This is a genomic window from Psychrobacter sp. 16-MNA-CIBAN-0192 (genome assembly GCF_040309565.1).
Taxonomy (GTDB): Bacteria; Pseudomonadota; Gammaproteobacteria; order Pseudomonadales; family Moraxellaceae; genus Psychrobacter.
Map to the genome: position 1 here is coordinate 38,100 of NZ_JBEOOX010000016.1, position 20,003 is coordinate 58,102.

16 protein-coding genes and 1 pseudogene are annotated in these 20,003 nt (G+C 41.9%); 11 read left to right on the forward strand and 6 right to left on the reverse strand.

From position 1 onward, the window contains the following. Positions 1–161: 161 nt before the first annotated feature. Complete coding sequence (gene rpmH, locus AAEY78_RS11205; RefSeq protein WP_007394757.1) at positions 162–296, reverse strand: 50S ribosomal protein L34; 135 nt, start codon at positions 294–296, stop codon at positions 162–164. Positions 297–921: 625 nt separating this feature from the next. Here rpmH and dnaA point away from each other — a divergent pair. The 5 genes from dnaA (at position 922) to AAEY78_RS11230 (ending at position 9,004) form a co-directional block, all read left to right on the forward strand. Next, positions 922–2,373, forward strand: a complete 1,452-nt coding sequence (dnaA, locus tag AAEY78_RS11210) for a chromosomal replication initiator protein DnaA (protein WP_352339427.1) — start codon at positions 922–924, stop codon at positions 2,371–2,373. Between the two features lie 138 nt (positions 2,374–2,511). Beyond that, positions 2,512–3,687, forward strand: a complete 1,176-nt coding sequence (dnaN, locus tag AAEY78_RS11215) for a DNA polymerase III subunit beta (RefSeq protein ID WP_352339428.1) — start codon at positions 2,512–2,514, stop codon at positions 3,685–3,687. 120 nt (positions 3,688–3,807) lie between these two features. After that, positions 3,808–5,073: a DNA replication/repair protein RecF gene (recF, locus tag AAEY78_RS11220; RefSeq protein ID WP_352339442.1), complete on the forward strand. Its 1,266-nt coding sequence runs from the start codon at positions 3,808–3,810 to the stop codon at positions 5,071–5,073. A gap of 590 nt (positions 5,074–5,663) precedes the next feature. Further along, entirely contained in the window at positions 5,664–8,255 is a 2,592-nt protein-coding gene (gyrB, locus tag AAEY78_RS11225; RefSeq protein ID WP_502943751.1) for a DNA topoisomerase (ATP-hydrolyzing) subunit B, read from the forward strand. A gap of 146 nt (positions 8,256–8,401) precedes the next feature. Further along, a complete protein-coding gene (locus tag AAEY78_RS11230; protein WP_352339430.1) occupies positions 8,402–9,004 on the forward strand; it encodes a manganese efflux pump MntP in 603 nt (200 codons plus the stop codon). 124 nt (positions 9,005–9,128) lie between these two features. Here the strand turns inward: AAEY78_RS11230 and rlmF are convergent, their stop codons facing one another. Next, a complete protein-coding gene (gene rlmF / locus AAEY78_RS11235) occupies positions 9,129–10,166 on the reverse strand; it encodes a 23S rRNA (adenine(1618)-N(6))-methyltransferase RlmF (RefSeq protein ID WP_352339431.1) in 1,038 nt (345 codons plus the stop codon). A 246-nt stretch (positions 10,167–10,412) separates the two neighbouring features. On the opposite strand from rlmF, the gene AAEY78_RS11240 reads away from it, so the two are divergent. From AAEY78_RS11240 to AAEY78_RS11265, 6 genes and pseudogenes are all read left to right on the forward strand, one after another. After that, positions 10,413–11,201, forward strand: coding sequence for a crotonase/enoyl-CoA hydratase family protein (locus tag AAEY78_RS11240; RefSeq protein ID WP_352339432.1), 789 nt, complete (start codon positions 10,413–10,415; stop codon positions 11,199–11,201). Positions 11,202–11,269: 68 nt separating this feature from the next. Then, a complete protein-coding gene (locus tag AAEY78_RS11245) occupies positions 11,270–12,430 on the forward strand; it encodes a MalY/PatB family protein (protein ID WP_352339433.1) in 1,161 nt (386 codons plus the stop codon). A gap of 208 nt (positions 12,431–12,638) precedes the next feature. Next, positions 12,639–14,246: a glutamine-hydrolyzing GMP synthase gene (gene guaA, locus AAEY78_RS11250; protein ID WP_352339434.1), complete on the forward strand. Its 1,608-nt coding sequence runs from the start codon at positions 12,639–12,641 to the stop codon at positions 14,244–14,246. Between the two features lie 298 nt (positions 14,247–14,544). Next, positions 14,545–15,966, forward strand: coding sequence for a dihydrolipoyl dehydrogenase family protein (locus AAEY78_RS11255; RefSeq protein ID WP_352339435.1), 1,422 nt, complete (start codon positions 14,545–14,547; stop codon positions 15,964–15,966). Between the two features lie 43 nt (positions 15,967–16,009). Continuing rightward, positions 16,010–16,144 (forward strand): annotated as a pseudogene (locus tag AAEY78_RS11260) (GMP synthase (glutamine-hydrolyzing)); the annotation flags it as partial. A gap of 170 nt (positions 16,145–16,314) precedes the next feature. After that, complete coding sequence (locus AAEY78_RS11265; protein ID WP_352339436.1) at positions 16,315–17,340, forward strand: hypothetical protein; 1,026 nt, start codon at positions 16,315–16,317, stop codon at positions 17,338–17,340. Between the two features lie 117 nt (positions 17,341–17,457). Here the strand turns inward: AAEY78_RS11265 and AAEY78_RS11270 are convergent, their stop codons facing one another. The 4 genes from AAEY78_RS11270 to AAEY78_RS11285 form a co-directional block, all read right to left on the reverse strand. After that, positions 17,458–17,634 carry a hypothetical protein gene (locus AAEY78_RS11270; RefSeq protein ID WP_352339437.1) on the reverse strand — a complete coding sequence of 59 codons (177 nt, stop codon included), beginning with the start codon at positions 17,632–17,634 and terminating at the stop codon, positions 17,458–17,460. Between the two features lie 21 nt (positions 17,635–17,655). Beyond that, positions 17,656–18,633, reverse strand: a complete 978-nt coding sequence (locus AAEY78_RS11275; RefSeq protein ID WP_352339438.1) for a zinc-binding dehydrogenase — start codon at positions 18,631–18,633, stop codon at positions 17,656–17,658. Between the two features lie 173 nt (positions 18,634–18,806). Continuing rightward, positions 18,807–19,469, reverse strand: coding sequence for a GDYXXLXY domain-containing protein (locus AAEY78_RS11280; protein WP_352339439.1), 663 nt, complete (start codon positions 19,467–19,469; stop codon positions 18,807–18,809). Next, positions 19,466–19,921, reverse strand: coding sequence for a DUF4401 domain-containing protein (locus tag AAEY78_RS11285; RefSeq protein WP_352339440.1), 456 nt, complete (start codon positions 19,919–19,921; stop codon positions 19,466–19,468). The genes AAEY78_RS11280 and AAEY78_RS11285 overlap by 4 nt, the downstream gene beginning before the upstream one ends. Positions 19,922–20,003 lie beyond the last annotated feature (82 nt).

Here is a 20,003-nt window from a genome sequence, read left to right on the forward strand (position 1 = left end):
AATCTAGAGATAATCAACAAAATAAAGAGACAAAAAAAGCGCCAACATAGGCGCTTTCGATATATGGCTAGTGTTTCATGTGTAGTCAATAATATAGAAATGACAGACTCCAATGACGCACTAAAACCATAAACATCGTATGTATCTACTAATAAACCAGTTTATACAGTAAGACGATGACGTCCTTTTGCACGGCGGCGCGCAAGTACTTGACGGCCTTTTTTCGTTGCCATACGGGCACGGAAGCCGTGAGTACGCTTGCGTTTGATCACGCTTGGTTGGAATGTACGTTTCATAACTCACCTATCAAATAATGGACTAAATTCGTAATAACGCAGGATTATATCATTCTCACTGATTTGGGTCAATAAACTAATTCAACTCATGTTTATATACGCAGAATTATATGATTCTTACAATCAGTATTTGCACGATAACGGTCCATACTTACTTATATTGATATTGATATTGATATTGGTTTCAAAAGCCCTGTTTTTTTAGAATAATAAGCCGTTGTAAATCGTATCAATGTATTTAAATCTGATAAAGTTATCCACAGAAACCCTGTGTTTCAATAATTATTATGATTTATATATATATAGATATTGTTGTTGTTGGGAGGCTTATTTTCTGTGGTTAAGTGCGTTTTTTCATTTAATATTATATATTTACGCTATGGGTAAGGCTGTGGATAATCTGTGGGTCAATAGTGGGTAACTCGATATTATTAGTTAGCTAAAAAACAACCCACAGGGTTATCCACAAAAAATACCATGTTATCCACAGGCTGTTTGTGCTAAATTAGCAGCCTGTTTAAGTATCAAGTTCTATGATTTTTATAAGATTAATGCTCCTATGCGGTTAGTGAATATCATAACTTAATTAGAGCATTTACTATAATTTATGAGGTTAGCGATTTTAATGACAGACATGCCAATGCTTTGGGATAAGTGCTTAGAGGATTTACGCTATAGCGTGAAAGATAATGTATTTACTATGTGGTTACGTCCCTTATCCGCGCATCAAGAGGGTCAAACTCTGGTAGTAAGGGCACCTAATGATTATTTTGTCTCCTACATTCAAAAAAATCATTTACAGAATATTGAGCAATTGGTTGCTAAGCACAGTCAAGGTAGCATTGAGGCTGTTGTAGTACGTGTCGATAATGCGCATCATAATGAATCGACGGTAGATGAAAAAGAAACTAGTAATATCAAAGTCTTACAGACGGTAAGCTCCATTACTATTCCCTCCCCTATCGAGCCAAATTCTAGTGTTCACCCTCAAGATGTGCGAGTCAATAATTCTTACACGTACTCGACTATGTTGGATGCGGCAGCCGATACTAAATCGTTGAGCTATTTAAATCCTGAGTTCACTTTTGAGACGTTTGTAACCGGAAAGTCAAATAACTTGGCTTATAAAGCCTGTTATGAGCTTAGTAAGCGCCAATCAAAAAATAGACACAATCCATTGTTTATATATGGACCTTCTGGTTTGGGAAAAACGCATTTAATGCACTCTGTTGCAGATCGCTATTTAAAAAATAATAAGAAGTTTTATTATTTTACTTCTGAAAATTTTATTAATCAATTAGTTTATGCATTAAGAAATAATAAGATAGAAGATTTTAAAAAGAAAATAAAAAAGGTAGATTTATTAATTGTCGATGATATTCATGTTCTAGCTGGTAAGACCAAAAGTAGTAATGAGTTCTTAACGTTATTTGCTGACTTTACCAGTGGCGATAAACAATTGATTTTAGCGTCCGATCGTCACCCGTCACAAATGACTGAATTCGATGAGCGTTTTCGTTCGCGTTTTTCATGGGGTTTAACGGTGGCTGTGGAACCACCTGAAATTGATACTCGTGTTCAAATTTTGCAGCGAAAAGCAGCTTCGGTTGGCATGAATTTGCCCAAAGAATGTGCGTTATTTATTGCTCAAAACGTGGTGTCAAATGTGAGACGGCTAGAAGGAGCGCTCAATCAAGTATTCGCTAATGCTAATTTAACTGGCGCACCGATTACTTTGGAGATGGTGCAATATGCTTTGAAAGATATCGTTGCTATGCGTGTGCAAGCGGTCAATATGGATAATATCCGCAAGGTAGTCGCTGAATATTATGATGTTAGTATTAAAGATATCATGGGTCGCAAGCGCACGCGCATGATTGCTCGTCCGCGCCAAATAGCCATGGCATTAGCACGTGAGTTGACCAACAATAGTTTTCCAGAGATTGGTCAATCATTTGGTGGGCGCGATCACACGACGGTCATGCATGCTTGTGATAAAGTAGCAGAGCTACGCGCGCTTGATCCTGCATTTGATAAGGACTACAAGTCATTGGCAATGATGTTACAAGCAGGCTAAATGCCGCTTTCGGTGTTGCCGTTCGTCAATATGGTTTATAATGACGAATAATATATCGTCTATAAACTACTATACGTTATTAGCCAATCAGTAACAGATTCACTCATTTACGAGTAACTTATTTAAGAGTAACTTAGCATGCAATTATCGATCAATCGAGAATCGTTTTTAAAAGCCATTAATTTGATCGCCAAGGCTGCTGATAAGCGCCATAATATGGTGATTTTAGGTAATATTAAGCTACAGCTGACTGAATCTGAGCTGATTTTGACGGCCTCTGATTTAGAAGTGGAGTTGACATCAACGCTACAATTGCCTGCAGGCGCGTGTATTGAAGTAGGTTCAATAACATTGCCAGCGGTAAAATTAAAAGACATTTGTAAATCATTGCCGGCGCAAGCGCAGATTAATCTGGCGACTCAAGAAAACGAGCGTTGCTTACTTACAAGTGGTAAGAGTCGCTTTACTTTAGGTACGCTGCCTGCGACCGATTATCCAAGTTTGGGCACTCCTGAAAACATTACCCCGCTGACAATTAGTCGTAACCGCTTAACAGACTTGATTCATAAAACGCAATTTGCGATGGCGATACAGGATGTTCGTTATTATTTAACGGGCATGTTGTTTGATGTGGCGCAACAGCAGCTTACAACAGTGGCGACAGATGGGCATAGATTGGCATTGGCGCGTAGCGTGATTGATGTTAACGCTGACTTAAGTATGCAAGCGATTTTGCCTCGTAAAGCGGTCATTGAACTTGAACGTTTAACCTCTGAACTTGGTAAAATGTTGGGTGAGCAAGATAATATTGTGACTTTAAGCTTTGGGCGTGAGTTTTTACAAGTGAGCCTACCGTTTGGTGACGTAGACAGCACGGGGCAAGTCAGCCAGAATTTAATGGTGACATTTACTGCTCGTTTGATCGATGGGAAATTCCCTGATTATCGCCGTGTTATGCCTAGTAATACGGATAAGTTGGCGCTATTTAATCAAGAAAAAATGACTGACGTATTGCGCCGTGTGGCTATTTTAAGTAATGAGAAATCTCGCGGTGTGGTCTTTAATTTTGCTAGTGATGGCATGGTGGAAGTGCGTGCTAATAATGCCGAGCAGGATGAAGCGGTTGAGATGATTCAAGCCAAATATCAAGGTGAGCCAATGGAGCTGTCATTTAACGCCGCTTACTTACAAGACGTACTATCAGTAACCCAAGGCGATGTTCAGATGCATATGAGCCAATCTAATGCCTCGGTACTAGTAAATCAGCTGAATGATGAGTTTCATCAGTATGTCATTATGCCAATGCGCATATAGTTATTATTGAGTCGATAATAGTACGATAAATGGCTATTGGGTGCTTCGCTGTTATTAAGCTCAAAGCTAACATTGGATGTTAAGCAACAATACTAATATAAAGCAGATGCGGTGAGTATTATGATTGAACGTCTACAAATCTCGCATCTGCGTAATCTTAAGCAGATTAACCTACCATTAGGCGCTTGTAATGTCATTATTGGTGCTAATGGTAGTGGCAAAACCTCATTATTAGAGGCAGTGTTTTTATTATCGCGCGGTAAAAGCTTCCGTCATAGCCAACCAAAACGCTATGTTCAGCATCATCAAGCTGCCGCTGTGGTTCATGCCAGCTTGACTGATGGTAGCAGCTTAGCGATTCAAAAACAGGCGGACGCAACGACCGTATTACGTCTTAATCAAACGACGGTTTATAATCAAAGTATCTTAACCGAACAGCTGCCAACTTTGCTCATAGACCCATCTTCAATGGATATGTTAGAGCAAGGCAGTGCCAGTCGTCGTCAGTTATTGGACTGGCTAGTGTTTCACATGAAACAAGGCTTTCATCCGCAATGGGTTGCCTATCAACGTCTACTTAAGCAGCGCAATAGCTTATTAAAACAAACCAAACACCTCTCTCATAATCAACACGCTGAGCTAAAAGCTTGGGATAAAGGGCTTGCCAATCATGCTGCTCTAATTCACCATTATCGTTTGCGTATTTTTGAAGCGTGGCAGCCTCATTTCGCAGAGAGTATTCGGCAACTATTGCCGTCTTATGCTGAGCAATTAAGCTTAAGCTATACTCCAGGCTACGATACGAGCATACCTTTAGATGAGCAATTGGCTGAGCGCTTGCCGCAAGATTTGCAACTGGGTTATACCCGTATTGGTAGCCACCGTGCGGATATTCATGTGCATTGGCGCTCTCAAAGTAAAGCTGGGTCAATAAATTCTGTAGAGTCAGAAATAAGCAAAAAAGAAGCGGGGAACGAAGCGTATATTTTTAAAGGGGTTGCAGCTAAAGAGCCTACAAGTAAGGAAACTGTTATTAAAGAGCCTGCCATTAAAGAGCAAGCAGCAAATATACTATCACGAGGTGAGAAAAAATTACTAATTACCGCGCTGAGATTATCACAACTGCCCTTGTTACTGAATGCGGGACAGGCTATAGACCCAGCGCAATTGTCTAATCATGCTAACGCGACCCCAATTGTATTATTGGATGACATTACGGCGGAGCTAGATGAGAGGGCGATTGACATTCTGTTATCAACTTTAGCGCAACTGCCTTGTCAGGTTATTATGACCAGTTTGACAACAGATATTCTTCCGCAGATTTATAAATACTGGTCAGAGCCAAACGTGTTTCACGTGAAACAGGGTGTTATTTTGCTTGATTAATAAAGTTAAAGTTTACCTTTATGTACTCTCTGCCTGTTTATTACGTTATATTAATTTTTATAAATCCAATGACTATTATCTATCTTCCTGCAAAAGTTTTCCTATCTACTATTTATCTTTTCTGTCTATCGCTCCCTCTTATATCTTCCTTATTTCATAATATTTTTTATCATTATTCCGTAATACGTCTGTAGTTACTAGGCTATCAGTAAACAGTGACTTAGAGGCAAAAAAATGCTAAAATAAGGCTTTATTTTCGTCCTATTTTCAGTAAGTTATCTATTGGCTTTATCATATTTATTATGAATATAAATAAAGCGCTAAGTGGTTGATAATCAATATCTTTTTAATAATTAGTTATATAGCCAAGTGATTAAAACGGGCTTTTGCTAATGCTAATTGATTAAGAAAATGGCTATCTGTTTTTCTGCCTTGCCACTGGTTTTCAATAAAAGATTTTAACGTTACATGCTGTAAAATCTAAGATAACGTCATGAGGTATCACCTAAAGGTGTGCGCGTCATAAACCGCTGATATGGCTTGATTAAGGAATACCAATGAGTGATTCATTTACCGATAACGAGCAACTGATGTCAGATACTAGTGTTCAGCCCATCGACCCTGAGGTAACTGTTGAAGTGGTTACCGCAAGCAGCGAGTCCGATTATAGTTCTAAAGATATCCGCGTGTTGCGCGGTCTTGAGGCGGTACGCGTGCGCCCAGGTATGTATATTGGTGACACCGATGATGGAACTGGTTTGCATCATATGGTCTTTGAGGTCGTTGATAACTCGATTGATGAGGCGCTTGCTAACCATTGTGACCAGATTGATATTGTGATTCATGAAGATGAGTCGGTCAGTGTCATGGATAATGGTCGCGGTATTCCAGTTGATATCCATCCAGAAGAAGGTGTATCTGCAGCACAGGTTATCATGACTGTCTTGCATGCGGGCGGTAAGTTCGATGACAACAGCTATAAAGTATCTGGCGGCTTGCATGGCGTCGGTGTGTCTGTGGTTAATGCGTTGTCTAAGCATCTTGAGATGAACATCTGGCGCGAAGGCTTTCATTATCAGCAGACCTATACTGATGGCGTACCTAATGGCGATATTCAACCGATGGAAGCAACGGACAGAACCGGTACACAAATCCGCTTTTACCCCAGTAGTGAGGTGTTCACCGGCACTGTTTTTGAATATGACATTTTAGCCAAGCGTCTGCGTGAGCTGTCATTTTTGAACTCTGGTGTGCGCATTGTGTTAACGGATGAGCGCATTGATAAGCGTCATGAGTTTGAGCATAAAGGCGGTTTGTCTGAGTTTGTCAGCTATATTAACGCTGGTAAAGATGGCATCAATGAAGTTTTCCATTTCATTAGTAATCAAGACGACGGTATTAGTGTTGAAGTTGCGCTACAGTGGACGGACACGTATAACGAAAAAGTATTGTGCTTTACCAATAATATCCCGCAGCGTGATGGCGGTACGCATTTATCAGGTTTCCGCTCAGCATTGACACGTTGCCTAAATAGCTATATGGATCGGGAAAATCTCTTTAAAAAAGAGAAAGTCGTTGCGACCGGTGATGATGCGCGTGAAGGGTTAACGGCTATCGTATCTGTTAAAGTCCCTGATCCAAAATTCTCTAGCCAAACCAAAGATAAGCTGGTCTCAAGCGAAGTAAAATCCGCTGTTGAATCAGCGATGCACGATAAATTTAATGATTACTTGCAAGAAAATCCAGGCGCTGGTAAAGCGATTGCTAGCAAAATTATTGATGCCGCGCGTGCCCGTGATGCAGCGCGTAAAGCGCGTGAAATGACGCGCCGTAAGACTACTTTAGATATCGCAGGTTTACCGGGTAAATTGGCGGATTGCCAAGAAAAAGACCCTGCATTGTCAGAGCTGTATATTGTGGAAGGGGACTCGGCTGGTGGTTCAGCCAAGCAAGGTCGTAGCCGTAAAACGCAGGCGATTTTACCGCTAAAAGGTAAGATTCTAAACGTTGAGCGCGCCCGTTTTGACAAGATGTTATCGTCACAAGAAGTGGGTAATCTCATTACCGCGCTTGGCTGTGGTATCGGTCCAGATGAATATAACCCTGATAAAGTTCGCTATCATAAAATCATTATCATGACCGATGCGGACGTTGATGGCTCGCATATTCGTACCCTTTTATTAACGTTCTTTTTCCGTCAAACGCCAGAGTTGATTGAACGCGGTTATATTTATATCGCTCAGCCACCACTTTATAAGGTGAAAAAGGGTCGTCAAGAGCTGTATCTAAAAGATGATGAAGCGCTAAAAGCTTATTTATTGTCATCAACGATTGACAGCACTAAGTTGCATATCAATGCGGATGCGCCAGCGATTACTGGTCAAGCGTTAGAGACGTTATTAAACGATTATAACCAAACCCAGCTCATCAAAGCGCGCCTGCAAATTCGTTATCCTGCGGTGTTATTGGATGCATTGACGCATACGCCGAAGCTTGGCACTGATATGACGCATGATAAAGACGCCATGCAAGTATGGAAGGATGCGCTACAGGTTCAGCTTGAGCATTTTGGTAGTGACTTAAGTCCTGAGATTGAGCTGGTTAATATCCATGCCCCGCAACCAAAAAATATGGATGCGGCAGCGGCTGATTTACTCGGTATGAAGCCTATCATTGAAGTTGAAGCTGGTGATAATTCTGACGCTGAAGCAGCACCAGTAAAAGCCCAATGGTTGCCACGTATCACCGTTTATGTGCATCAATTGGCGCATCATTACTTGCTTGATGCAGGCTTTATTAACTCAGGTGAATATAGCCGTTTATTGCGTTTATCGGCTGAATGGAACACGTTACTCGATGACAGCGCCTTTATCCGCCGCGAAAGCAGCAGCGGTGCGCCTAAAGATATTCCGGTGCGCGACTTTGATCATTTGTGGCAGCAAATGATGTTAGAGGCGCGTCGTGGTCTGGCGGTTCAGCGTTATAAAGGTCTGGGCGAGATGAATGCGGATCAGCTATGGGATACGACCATGGATCCTGAAAACCGTCGTATGTTACGCGTGACGATTGAAGATGCCATTGCTGCTGACCATATGTTCACCTGCTTGATGGGCGATCATGTCGAACCGCGTCGTATCTTTATCGAAGAAAATGCGCTAACGGTGTCGAACTTAGATATATAATTAAGATGCCTAGTCTTAAACGACAATGATTATTTAAAAATAAAAACCATCGCTTTGGCAATCAAGGCGGTGGTTTTTTAATGAAGATCATAATAATTTTGTTTCACGTGAAACTTTTAGGGATTAAAAATTAAGGATAAAGGGTTATGTTTGAAGTGGTTTTGCTAGCGATTGCGCTAGCAATGGATGCATTTGCGGTAGCGATTGGCTTGGGCGCAAAGTCCCAAAAGCAATCGAAGGCTTATATTTTACGGTTGGCTATCTATGTTGCGCTGTACTTTGGCATCGCTCAAGGTGTCATGCCACTTATCGGCTACTTGCTGGGCGCGGCAATGCTGAGTTGGCTGGCGGCTGCAGCACCATGGATTGGCGGCTTTATTCTTATCGCGCTGGGCGGAAAAATGCTGTATGAAGCCTTTACTGGTGAGGCTGAAGCAATGGTAGAAAATGCTGACATTAGCGTAAACGCCGTTGCTACTGCTAATAATACCAGTGATATCAATCATCGCACGATGTTTACTTTAGCCATTGCCACCAGTATCGATGCTATGGCAGCGGGATTTACTCTGAATTTATTGACTATTAATGCGTGGCTAGCCTGTCTTATTATTGCTGTAGTGACTGCGGGTTTTAGCTTAGTAGGTGTTTATTTAGGTAAGCGTTCTGGGACTTGGCTAGAGGATAAAGCTGAAATGTTAGGTGGGCTGGTGCTGATATTAATTGGCTTGAAAGTAATGCTTTTTAGTTAATTAATTTTAATATATAAGCTTGTTTTCTCCATTAAAAAGCACCACTTTGAATACAAGAGTGGTGCTTTTTAATAAGGGCTATGTTTCACGTGAAACCATAGTTGCTTAAAATGTTAACTATTACTTACTCGTCGTCAGTATTAAAACGCCACGCCAGTATACGAGTGCTTTTTTGACCTTGACTCATTTCAATGATGCGCATTTGGGCGACGCCAAGTTGCTTTAACAGCAATTGCAGAGGCTTTACGTTTTCTGACTTGGATACCAGTGTGGTAAACCAGCCAACATGCTCAGCAAAGTCTTGACTCTCTTTTGCCATCTTGGTCAAGAAGGCAATTTCACCACCTTCACTCCACAACTCTTTATGCTGACCACCAAAGTTTAGATTTTGTGCCGCATTGCCAGACTTTGTTGAGCTACGGCTGATTTGTTCGTTCTCATTCTTACCACGATGGCGTTGCAGATTATGCTGCTTACGGCTATTGGCTTCCATCGCTTCTTCTAATGAGGCATGAAACGGCGGGTTACAGACCACCACATCAAAGTAATCTTGACGACCAATAATGTTAGCAAAGATGCGCTTAGGCTCAGTTTGCAGTTTTACTTTAACTGCGCTTTTTAGTTTAGGATTGGTTTCACAAATAAGCGCTGCGGTATTGACCGATATCGGATCAATGTCTGAAGCCGTAAAGCGCCAACCATAGCTTTGACTACCAACAATGGGGTAAATCGCGCTGGCACCGGTACCAATATCAAGGGCGTGGATTTCTTTACCAGTCGGTGGCGTATTGTCTTTATTCACATGCGTAGTTTGCGCGAGTAGATCAGCAATATAATGAATATAATCGGCACGACCCGGAATCGGCGGACATAGATAGCCCTCCGGAATATCCCAAAATTTAACACCATAATAATGAGCCAGTAACGCCTGATTAAGTACGCGTACGGCTGCACTATCTGAGAAATTAATCGTCGGTTCGCCATTAGGATTGGTAATCGTATGCTTGGCAAGCTCAGGCAAAGCGCGGGTCAAAACGGCAAAGTCATAGCGACCTTGGTGCGGATTGCGCGGATGCAGCTGCCCTAATTTCTTGGCAGTCTCAGGCGAGCGATTGCGGTGATTATTGGCGGTCGGGCGACGGTTCATAGGCTTACTTGTCATGGTTTCAGGCTGCGATATGTGGATATAACCGATAAGTGTAGCAGATTTCACGCGCGACTATTTAGATATCCTTTTAGAAGTTGTTGGGTAAAAGCATTAGCGATAAAAGGCTGAACGAGAGAGACAGTAAAGTACCTTGTGTTAGGTAACCTGGCTGGCTATATTAAAAAGCTGCAACACTGTTTAAAAAACAATGTTTAAAAGACAATAGCGACTTATAAAATAACAACCAACAAGGATAAGGTTATGACCACTGCCATGGATCGCATCACCTATGACATTCAAGATACTATCTGTCTGATTGGGCTCAATCGCGCTGATAAACGCAATGCTTTTGACAGCACTATGATTGCGCAATTGTCTGACGCGCTCACCCGTTATGAAAATGATAAAAATCTGCGCTGTGCATTAATTTTCGCCCATGGTGAGCATTTTACTGCCGGATTAGATCTCATGGAGCTGCAGGATAAATGGGATAAAGGCGCATTTGATTTTGATAATAGCCAAATTGATCCGTGGGGGATTAGCGGTAAATTACGCAGTAAACCTGTCGTCGTTGCCGTACAAGGCACCTGCTTTACCGCTGGCATTGAGCTAATGTTAAATGCTGATGTGGTTATCGCTAGTGATAACTGCAACTTTGCGCAAATGGAAGTGCAGCGCGGTATCATGCCCTTTGGCGGCGCAACGGTTCGCTTCGTACAAGCAGCAGGCTGGCAAAAAGCCATGCCGTATCTATTAACAGGTAAAAGCTTCAATGCGCAAACGGCGGATAGATTAAATCTGGTTAGTGAAGTCGTGCCAAATGGGGAAGAATACGAGCGCGCCCTGACCATTGCCAAAGAGATTTGCACGGCAGCTCCGCTTGGCGTGCAAGCACTACTATCCTCAGCACAAGATGCCAGTCGCAATGGTACAAGTGCAGCCTTAGCCAATATTCATAGCTATTTGCCACCGCTATTTCATTCAGAAGATGCAAAAGAGGGTGTAATGGCGATGGTTGAGAGACGTGAGGCTGAGTTTAAGGGGCGCTAGGATTTAAGGTAGTTATAGTGGATAATTTAAGCCACCCTTTAAAATCCACCCCCTTAAGAGAGTCACCTATGTTGTACAATTTTGATGAAATAATAGACAGACGTCATACCGGATCGCTTAAATGGCATTATACCGACGATACCATTGCGCTTTGGGTTGCGGATATGGACTTTAAAGCAGCACAGCCTATTTTAAATACGATTGAATGCGTGCTGCATCATGGCGTATTGGGCTATACCAAACCCACTGAGGCTTTGTACGAGGCGATTATTAACTGGCATGGCAGTCGTTATAATTTGTGGCTTGAGCAGCACAATATCTTGTTTTCCCCCGGTGTTGTACCAAGTTTGGCGCTAATGATGCGAGTATGGACTGAGAGGGGTGATGCGATATTGGTCAATGATCCTATCTATACGCCTTTTATGTCGAAGGTTAGGGATAATGGTCGACGACTTATTCTCTCGCCATTAACGGAAATTCAAGGGCGCTATTATCTCGATTTGGCGGATATCGAAGCCAAAATAATTGAGCATGGCGTAAAGCTTTTTCTATTTTGTAATCCGCACAATCCGGGTGGACGCGTGTGGACATCTGATGAGCTTAAGGCGCTGCTTGAGGTTTGTAAAAGGCACAACGTAGCGATTGTCAGTGATGAGATTCATCAAGATTTAACCTTAAGCGGTCACACGTTTACCCCTTTCTTGACGCTAGCAGAAGGCTATGAGCACAAGATGGTAAGCATTACTGCAATGACCAAAACCTTTAATGTGGCTGGTATTAAATGCTCGATGATTTTTGCTAAAGATGAGGCTTTGATTGAAACTATTAGCCAACAGCAGCGTTTAAGTGATGAGCATGATCTTAACTTATTTGCTTATGAAGTGATTCGTAGTGCTTATGAAGACGGTAGCGAGTGGTTAGCGCAGGCGTTATCTTATATCGAAGCCAATATTGAGCTAACTTTATGCTTTTTAAAAGAGCATCTGCCCAAGATTAAGGTCATGCGTCCAGAAGCGTCGTATTTAATATGGCTGGATTGCTCAGCGTATGGTCAAGATAACCAAATGCTTTATGATGCACTAAGAGACGCTAAAGTTGAGCTAAGTTCCGGCATTCAATACGGTAATGAAGGGCATCTAAAAATGCGCCTGAATGTGGCGTGTCCGCAAGCGCTACTCTTAGAAGGGTTAAAACGTATGCATTTAGCTTTAAGTGATATCAAATCCTAAAATCAGCCAGATAAGATACTCGCTTGGGTTAAATAATGGTTACGCGTTGGCTAAAATAGCTCTTTTATAACCTTTTATTAAGGATTAAATTTCTATCATATTTAGCCCTGAACCAAATAACTGATAATAATTCAGCATCTAATAACCATCGCCCTCCCTAAACTTGTTAAAATAGCGTACCAATTTATTTCTTGATGGACACTACTTTATGACAACCGTTGCCGCCTCAAATACAAGCACACCTACTATTAAAGAAGATCGCATCTTAATTCTCGATTTTGGCTCGCAGTACAGCCAGCTTATCGCCCGCCGCGTACGCGATTCAGGCGTATTCTGTGAGATGTTCCCGTTTGATATCGATACTCAACGCATCACTGATTTTGGCGCCAAAGGTATCATCTTATCCGGTGGTCCTGAGAGCGTCCACGCGGAAAACAGCCCACGCATCAATGACGCCGTATTTGACTTAGGCGTGCCTGTATTAGGTATTTGCTACGGTATGCAAGCAATGGCAGAGCGCTTCGGTGGTAAAGTTCACGCCAGTGATATCCATGAGTTTGGCGCATCGACGATCAATATCGACGGTAAATCTGAATTAATAAATGGCATCGAAGACGCTGCTGGTAAGCTAAATGTCTGGATGAGTCATGGCGATAAAGTGGTCGATGCACCAGAAGGCTTTGATATTGTTGCCAGCACCCCAAGCTGCCCGATTGCTATTATGGCAGACGATTCGCGCCATTATTACGGTCTTCAGTTCCATCCTGAAGTGACGCATACCGCCCAAGGTTCTGCATTATTAGGTCGTTTTGTCCATCAAATCTGTGACTGCGCCGGTAGCTGGACGCCTGACAACATCATCGATATGCGTATCGAACAGCTGAAAAAGCAAATCGGTGACAAGCAAGTATTGCTAGGTCTGTCAGGTGGTGTAGATAGCTCAGTCGTCGCAGCATTATTGCATAAAGCGATTGGCGATCAGTTAACGTGTGTATTTGTTGATACGGGTCTCTTGCGTCTGCACGAAGGCGATCAAGTGATGCAAATCTTCGCAGAAAATATGGGCGTAAAAGTCATCCGTGTTGATGCTGAAGAATTATTCTTAACCGCATTGGCTGGCGAGTCTGATCCTGAGGCTAAGCGTAAAATCATTGGTAAAACCTTTATCGACGTCTTTGCCAATAGCGCCCGTGAAATCAGCGAGCAAAGCGATGGTAAAGTCATCGAATTCTTAGCGCAAGGTACGATTTATCCAGACGTGATTGAATCTGCGAAGTCGCATCAAGGTAAAGCGCACGTGATTAAGAGCCATCATAATGTTGGCGGTTTGCCAGATGATTTGGCGTTTGAATTGGTTGAGCCGTTACGTGATTTGTTTAAAGATGAAGTGCGTAAATTGGGTATTACTTTAGGTCTTCCTGCGAAGATGATCAACCGTCATCCGTTCCCAGGACCGGGTTTGGGCGTACGTATCTTAGGTGAAGTAACCAAAGAGTTTGCTGATATCCTACGTGCAGCTGATGCGATATTTATGGAAGAGTTAGAAAAATCAGGCTGGTATGAGAAGACTGCGCAAGCATTTGCGGTATTCCAACCGATTAAATCGGTCGGCGTAGTTGGTGATGGTCGCCGTTATGCGTGGGTGATTGCGCTACGTGCCGTTGAAACTGTAGACTTTATGACCGCGCGCTTTGCGCATCTGCCGTATGATTTGATTGAGACCGTATCAAACCGCATTATGAATGAAATCGCTGAAGTATCACGCGTGACTTATGATGTGTCGAGCAAGCCACCAGCGACAATTGAGTGGGAATAATTCTCTACTTAGTTTCTAGCTAAAATAAAAAAACACTCAATTTATTGGGTGTTTTTTTTGGTTTTGATATTTTAGAGCCAATCTTGCTTGTCGCTATTATCTTGTCTACTTATTCATGATGCGACTAAAACCGGTGGTATTCCTGGTATCGTAAGACCATATCTGGCTGAGTTACCGTAACCACATCACATCGAACATACACTAACAGAAACGGTCATAAATGGCGCAATAATCAAATTTATTTTATGTTTTACTTAGTAAACTGAGTTATATCCTTCGGAATAAAACTGGAAAAAATATGAAACAAAATAACAAGTCAGAAAATAATAAAACAGTCCTCGTAGTCGGTGGCGGCCCAGCGGGTGTGCAAGCAGCCCTACGTGCGCAAGAACTTGGTGCAAAAGTAATCCTACTTGAAGCCAATAAGTTAGGTGGTACTGCCTTTAATGAAGGCCCTGCGCCTGTGCGAACGCTTGCTCGCGCGGCCCGTCTGCGCACTGACGCGACGCTCTACTCTCAATTTGGACTACAAGGCGATGTGCCATCCGTCGATTTTAAAGCCGCCATCGAGAATGCCAATAGTGTTGCGGCTCACGCTAATAAGATATGGCACCTGACAGAAGTGGTTAAGCAGCAAGGTATTAAGGTGATAGATGAAGTAGGGCCTGCGCATTTTGTGAACAATAAGACGGTAGAGATTGCTGATGGACGCCAGTTTAGTGCCGATAAAATCATTTTAACTGTCGGTGGTAAGCCCAAAAAACTATCTATTCCGGGCAATGAATTAGCATTGTCTTTCCATGACCTATGGTCAATGACAGAATTGCCAGAAAGGGTGACTGTGGTCGGTGGCTCTGCAACGGGTTGCCAGCTCGCCTCAATCCTCATTGATTTTGGCGCGCAGGTTGATATCATTGAATTTGCTGACCGCTTGACCCCACCAAGCGATGTTGATATATCGCGTAAGCTTGAAGAGGCCTTTAAATCACGCGGTATGAATATCCTTACCAGTACAGGGTGTGAATCAATCGCTAAGGAAAATGGTCAGCTAAAAGTGACCTATAAGCATAATGATCAAGTAGACTCACTGATGACCGATGCGGTGTTCTTGATGGTGGGTTGGCCAGCGGATTTGGATGGGCTGAATTTAGAGGCTACAGACATTAAAGTAAATGGCCCCTACATCGAAGTAGATGACTACTTGCAAACCAACGTAGAGGGTGTGTACGTTGCCGGAGATGCAAACGGCGTCAGTATGTTTGTCCAAAGTGCCGCCCATCAAGCCCGAGTTGCCGCGCAAAATGCCGTATCGGATACCGCCGAGATATACGCCCCGCGAGCTATCGCAACGGGAAGTTTTACGGAGCCAGAATATGCTTCTGTAGGCATGACCCAAGCCCAAGCCGAAGAAGAACATGAGTGCATCGTTGAAATTATCGATTATGAAAATCTACCCCGTGCCGTTATGGATGGACGTACCGATGGGTTCTGTAAGATTATCATCGATAAAGAGACTCAAGAACTACTGGGCGCGCATGTACTCGGTTCTTACTCTGCCGAGGTGATTCAGGTGGCGGCCACTTGTTTGGCTACAGGTATGAAAATTAACGAGATAGCTAATTTAGAACTGGCCTTTCCGACGTTCACAGAAGCCTTGGGTATGGCAGCGCAACGCATCTGTAGAAACCTGCGAATGGAAGACGAAAGAATAGAAGAGTAATCATTGTGCTTATTAACTGGTGAAGAATTCAGTGATCACCAGTTTGGTTCGTGATGGTCACCACTATGTATGGGTGATTGAGACTATGAGTAATTGCATTATGAATACGATCAAAGATGTGCAGCAGGTGACTTATGATGTGTCGAGCAAACCACCTGCGACGATTGAGTGGGAATAATTCTTTACTTAGTCTTTAGATGGCAAAAAACACTCAACATGGTTGGGTGTTTTTTGCCATCTAAAGGAGTGAAAAATAGGTAAAGGTTAATATCATACTTTATTAACTATTATGCTATCTTTGAAGCTAGCACTAACTACTAAAAACTGTTTAGTAAAAGGAATTTAAAAGTGGATGAAGAATCTAAAAAAGAATACAAACTACCATCAATGTTAGAAATGAATGAAGTATTTGATAAGTTTAAGAGTCAAACGAACCCATTATCTTATCATCTTGAAAAATCAAACAGTCTACTGGGAATAGCAAGCCAGTATGAACATCTTAATTCAGCTGTGAGTATAGGAGAGATTGCGAGAAAAGCTTTTCAACAGTCAGACTTAGTTTCTAACAATCTTGTAACCTCAAGTGTCTTAGCAAGCCATGTACAGCTTAAATCTCAAGAAGTCACAGCTTTGCAAGATAACTTTCTTCATATCACAGGAGGTTTGAGTGCGAACAATAATGTCATGCTTGCGGCAGAAAGTACTATGAAAGGTATGGGTAGAGATAATGCATATAAAGATGCGATGGCATCATTCAGTCGATTCAGAAAGTCGCTAGAACCATTGAGAGATGCGCTCAATACAGCTGGCAAGACATTTAATGGAAGTGAGTTTTCTAATCTTGTGAGGGAGCTGCAAACATCTAGAATCATTCCTGAATCAACTCTTTCAGAATATGCTGGTATAGTTAAGCAGTTTGATTCGTTACGCAACCTTGAATCTTTTAAAGCAATATCTAGACTTGAAAACTTTCCAAATGACAAATTGTGGACACAAGACTACGATAAAAAACATGGGATAACAGAAGATTTTTTAGCTGAAGTTAAAAAGATAGATGAAAGGATAAGTGATGAAGTATCATCTGTAGATGATTTCAATGATTTATCTGAAAACAGTCAACGTTCTTTAGAGAAATTAAGTTTAAGCTATTATCAAGTATTTATAATTAACTATATATATATTATAACTATTTTAAAGGACAAAATAAGCAATAGCTTGAAATATTCTAATATGGAATTCAGGTTCGTTGGGTTATCAAGTAAGGTTTTAGTTGGTGCATGCTTTATTAATTTTCAGCCAGACTTCAATAGTATCTGTAATTCAATATTGGCTTCAATATTATTAGAAAGTATTAAGCAGGACGAAAAAAAGTGAAAATACGCTGGGCTATCGCTATTTAGCTATTTATAGTACAACTTTGCTGATAAAAAAAGCAGTACCCCAAATAGGAATACTGCCGCTACTAATAAAACCTCATTTCTAATTCTAAACTTAACCCTTCACATTCACTACATAACGCCCAACTGTTTTACTCGCCATAAAGCGCTCTAAGTATTCAGGCGTTTGCTCTAAGGTAATCTCTTCACCATAATTCTCTAGATTAGGCAACTTCATATCCGTAGCTACGCGCTGCCAAGTTGCTTTTTTATCTGCTAGTGTAATAAACATAAAATGGATTAATTCATTAACCTAAGGCTTCAACAACACCTTACCTTTCTTCTCAGCCTGCATTTTCCCATCAACCGCTTTTAAGATATCTGCTAAATCAAAGGTCGCTTCCGTGGGCAGTTTTAACTGACCACTTACCGCGCGATCAATTAATTCGTCGACCAAGCGCTGTTTATTCTTAACGCTCATTTCTTGGCTGATTTTACTACCCCAAAAGCCTTTTAATACAGCTTGTTTAAATATCATATCCGTCGGATTTAGCATCATCGGCTTACCTGACATAGCGCCAAATACCGCAAATACGCCGCCATGACCAAGCAGTGATAATAAAGCACCACTGTCTTCACCGCCGACAGAATCGACGGCAGCACTAATTTGCTCGTCACCAAGGAGTGATTTTACTTGGTCTTTCCAATCTTCGTTTTCGGTATTGATACTGTTTTTAATATCGAGTGCTTCTAGCTCTTCTAGCGCATCTTCACTACGTACTAGATTAATCGTTTTTACGCCACGTGCTGCTGCAAGCATAGCGAGAGATTTACCAACTGCGCCATTTGCCGCATTATGGATGACCCATTGACCATTTTCCGTCTCAAGGAATTCAAGCAACATTAACGCGCTGAGCGGCATCGCAATCAGTTGTGCTGCCATTTCATCGTCTAAGCTATCCGGTACAGGAAATACCATGTGCTCAGGCGCAACGAAATACTCTGCCCACGTCGCTTGCACACTGGCTGCGGCGACACGTTGACCGACTTTTAAATTTTTTACATCGCTACCAACGGCATCAATGATACCAACGGCTTCACTACCACCGATAGCAGGCATTTCAGGTTTAAAGCCATATTTACCGCGAATGGTGAGCAAGTCGTGATTATGAATCGAGGCTAAAATCGTTTTGACCCGTACTTCATTTGCTTTGGGTTCTGGAGTAGGACGCTCGCCGAGGCTAAGGACGTCAGTAGGTTTGCCAAAATGATCGTAAGTTGCGCTACGCATAGTAATTCCTTAAGTGTTTTCTACTTTAATCGTTTTTAAATGAATGGGTGCATAGATAGGTAAAGCTGACAATCAACCATAACAACTCAGATACGACACGCGCAATATCAGTTTGGTTAAGCAAATCTAAAGTTTATAGGCATAATCGCTTTCAATTTATGTATACATTACTCTTAAGGATTGAGTGTATCGGTAGGGTCAGCTTTACCTTTAATCATCTGAAAATTCTCATTGACCATCTCAGTTAATAATGGCGCGCCTTTATCATTTATCCGAAATAAGCCATATTTTGCCGTTTCAAAAGACTTGGCATGACCTTCTTGAAAAAAGAACGCATTGGTTGCAAGGCGCACTCTGTTATCACGAATACGGTAATAAATCGGCAGCTCGTTGGTAGCCAAACCGGCACGACTATTACTATCCGCTAAGCGCACAAAATGCCCGACCTTATGGGCATCGACTTTGACAATCACATAGCCATCTTTTGGCTGAGTGATAGTCTGCTCTGACTCAAAATCGTTAGCATCTGAATTTGGATTTGCTTCTAAATTAGCTTCTAAGTTAGATGATGGCTCTAAATTTTCCGGCTCTATAGCAGCAATAATGTCACGCTCTAACGCATAACTGAGTGCCATATAATCGCCTTGCATAAAGCCACGCGGGTCAACGGGAGCAAGCTCTAACAGTACCGTAGCGCCTTTCATTAGGTGGTTTTCATACTTTATAATATTGGCATTTACAGTGATTAGCACAGCGAGCAAGCCTAATATTGCTATGGTTATGATTATTGCGCGTTGTCGCCACCACGGCAAAGTATGCATAGTAGAGTGTTTCATAACACTGCCGCCTTAGGGGCGCTGAGGCGTTTTAATAACTCACGCAGCAGCAAAACCACCAATCCAATGATGAGCATAGAGCTGGATTTTATTAATAAAGACGTATCAAGCTGATAGTAATACCAAAAAATATAGCTGACCAATGCAACTATGCCAAGCCCTAACAGCACGCGCTGGCTATTGGCAAAAGCAATGGCAATCACCAAGCTGGTGGCTAATAAGCCAGAGACATATATAGATAATATGCCTAAAATAATCACGATACTCATGATGATGAGGCTGGGTTTAGTTAGTGGAGCGATTTGATAGCGCTTAAGAATTAGATACGTCGCATATAAGCTGGCAAGTATCAGCAGCCCTTGCGCGAGGATATAATTATAAATAAAGCTATTACTGACAAAATCGCGATTATATTCTGCTTGAACGATATAAACCGAAAAAAGAATCAGCAAAAAAGCTGTCAATTCCAACAATAAGTGTCATAATAAGGTCTTATTTTTTTGCCTACAGCATATTATTACCTAAATTAGATGT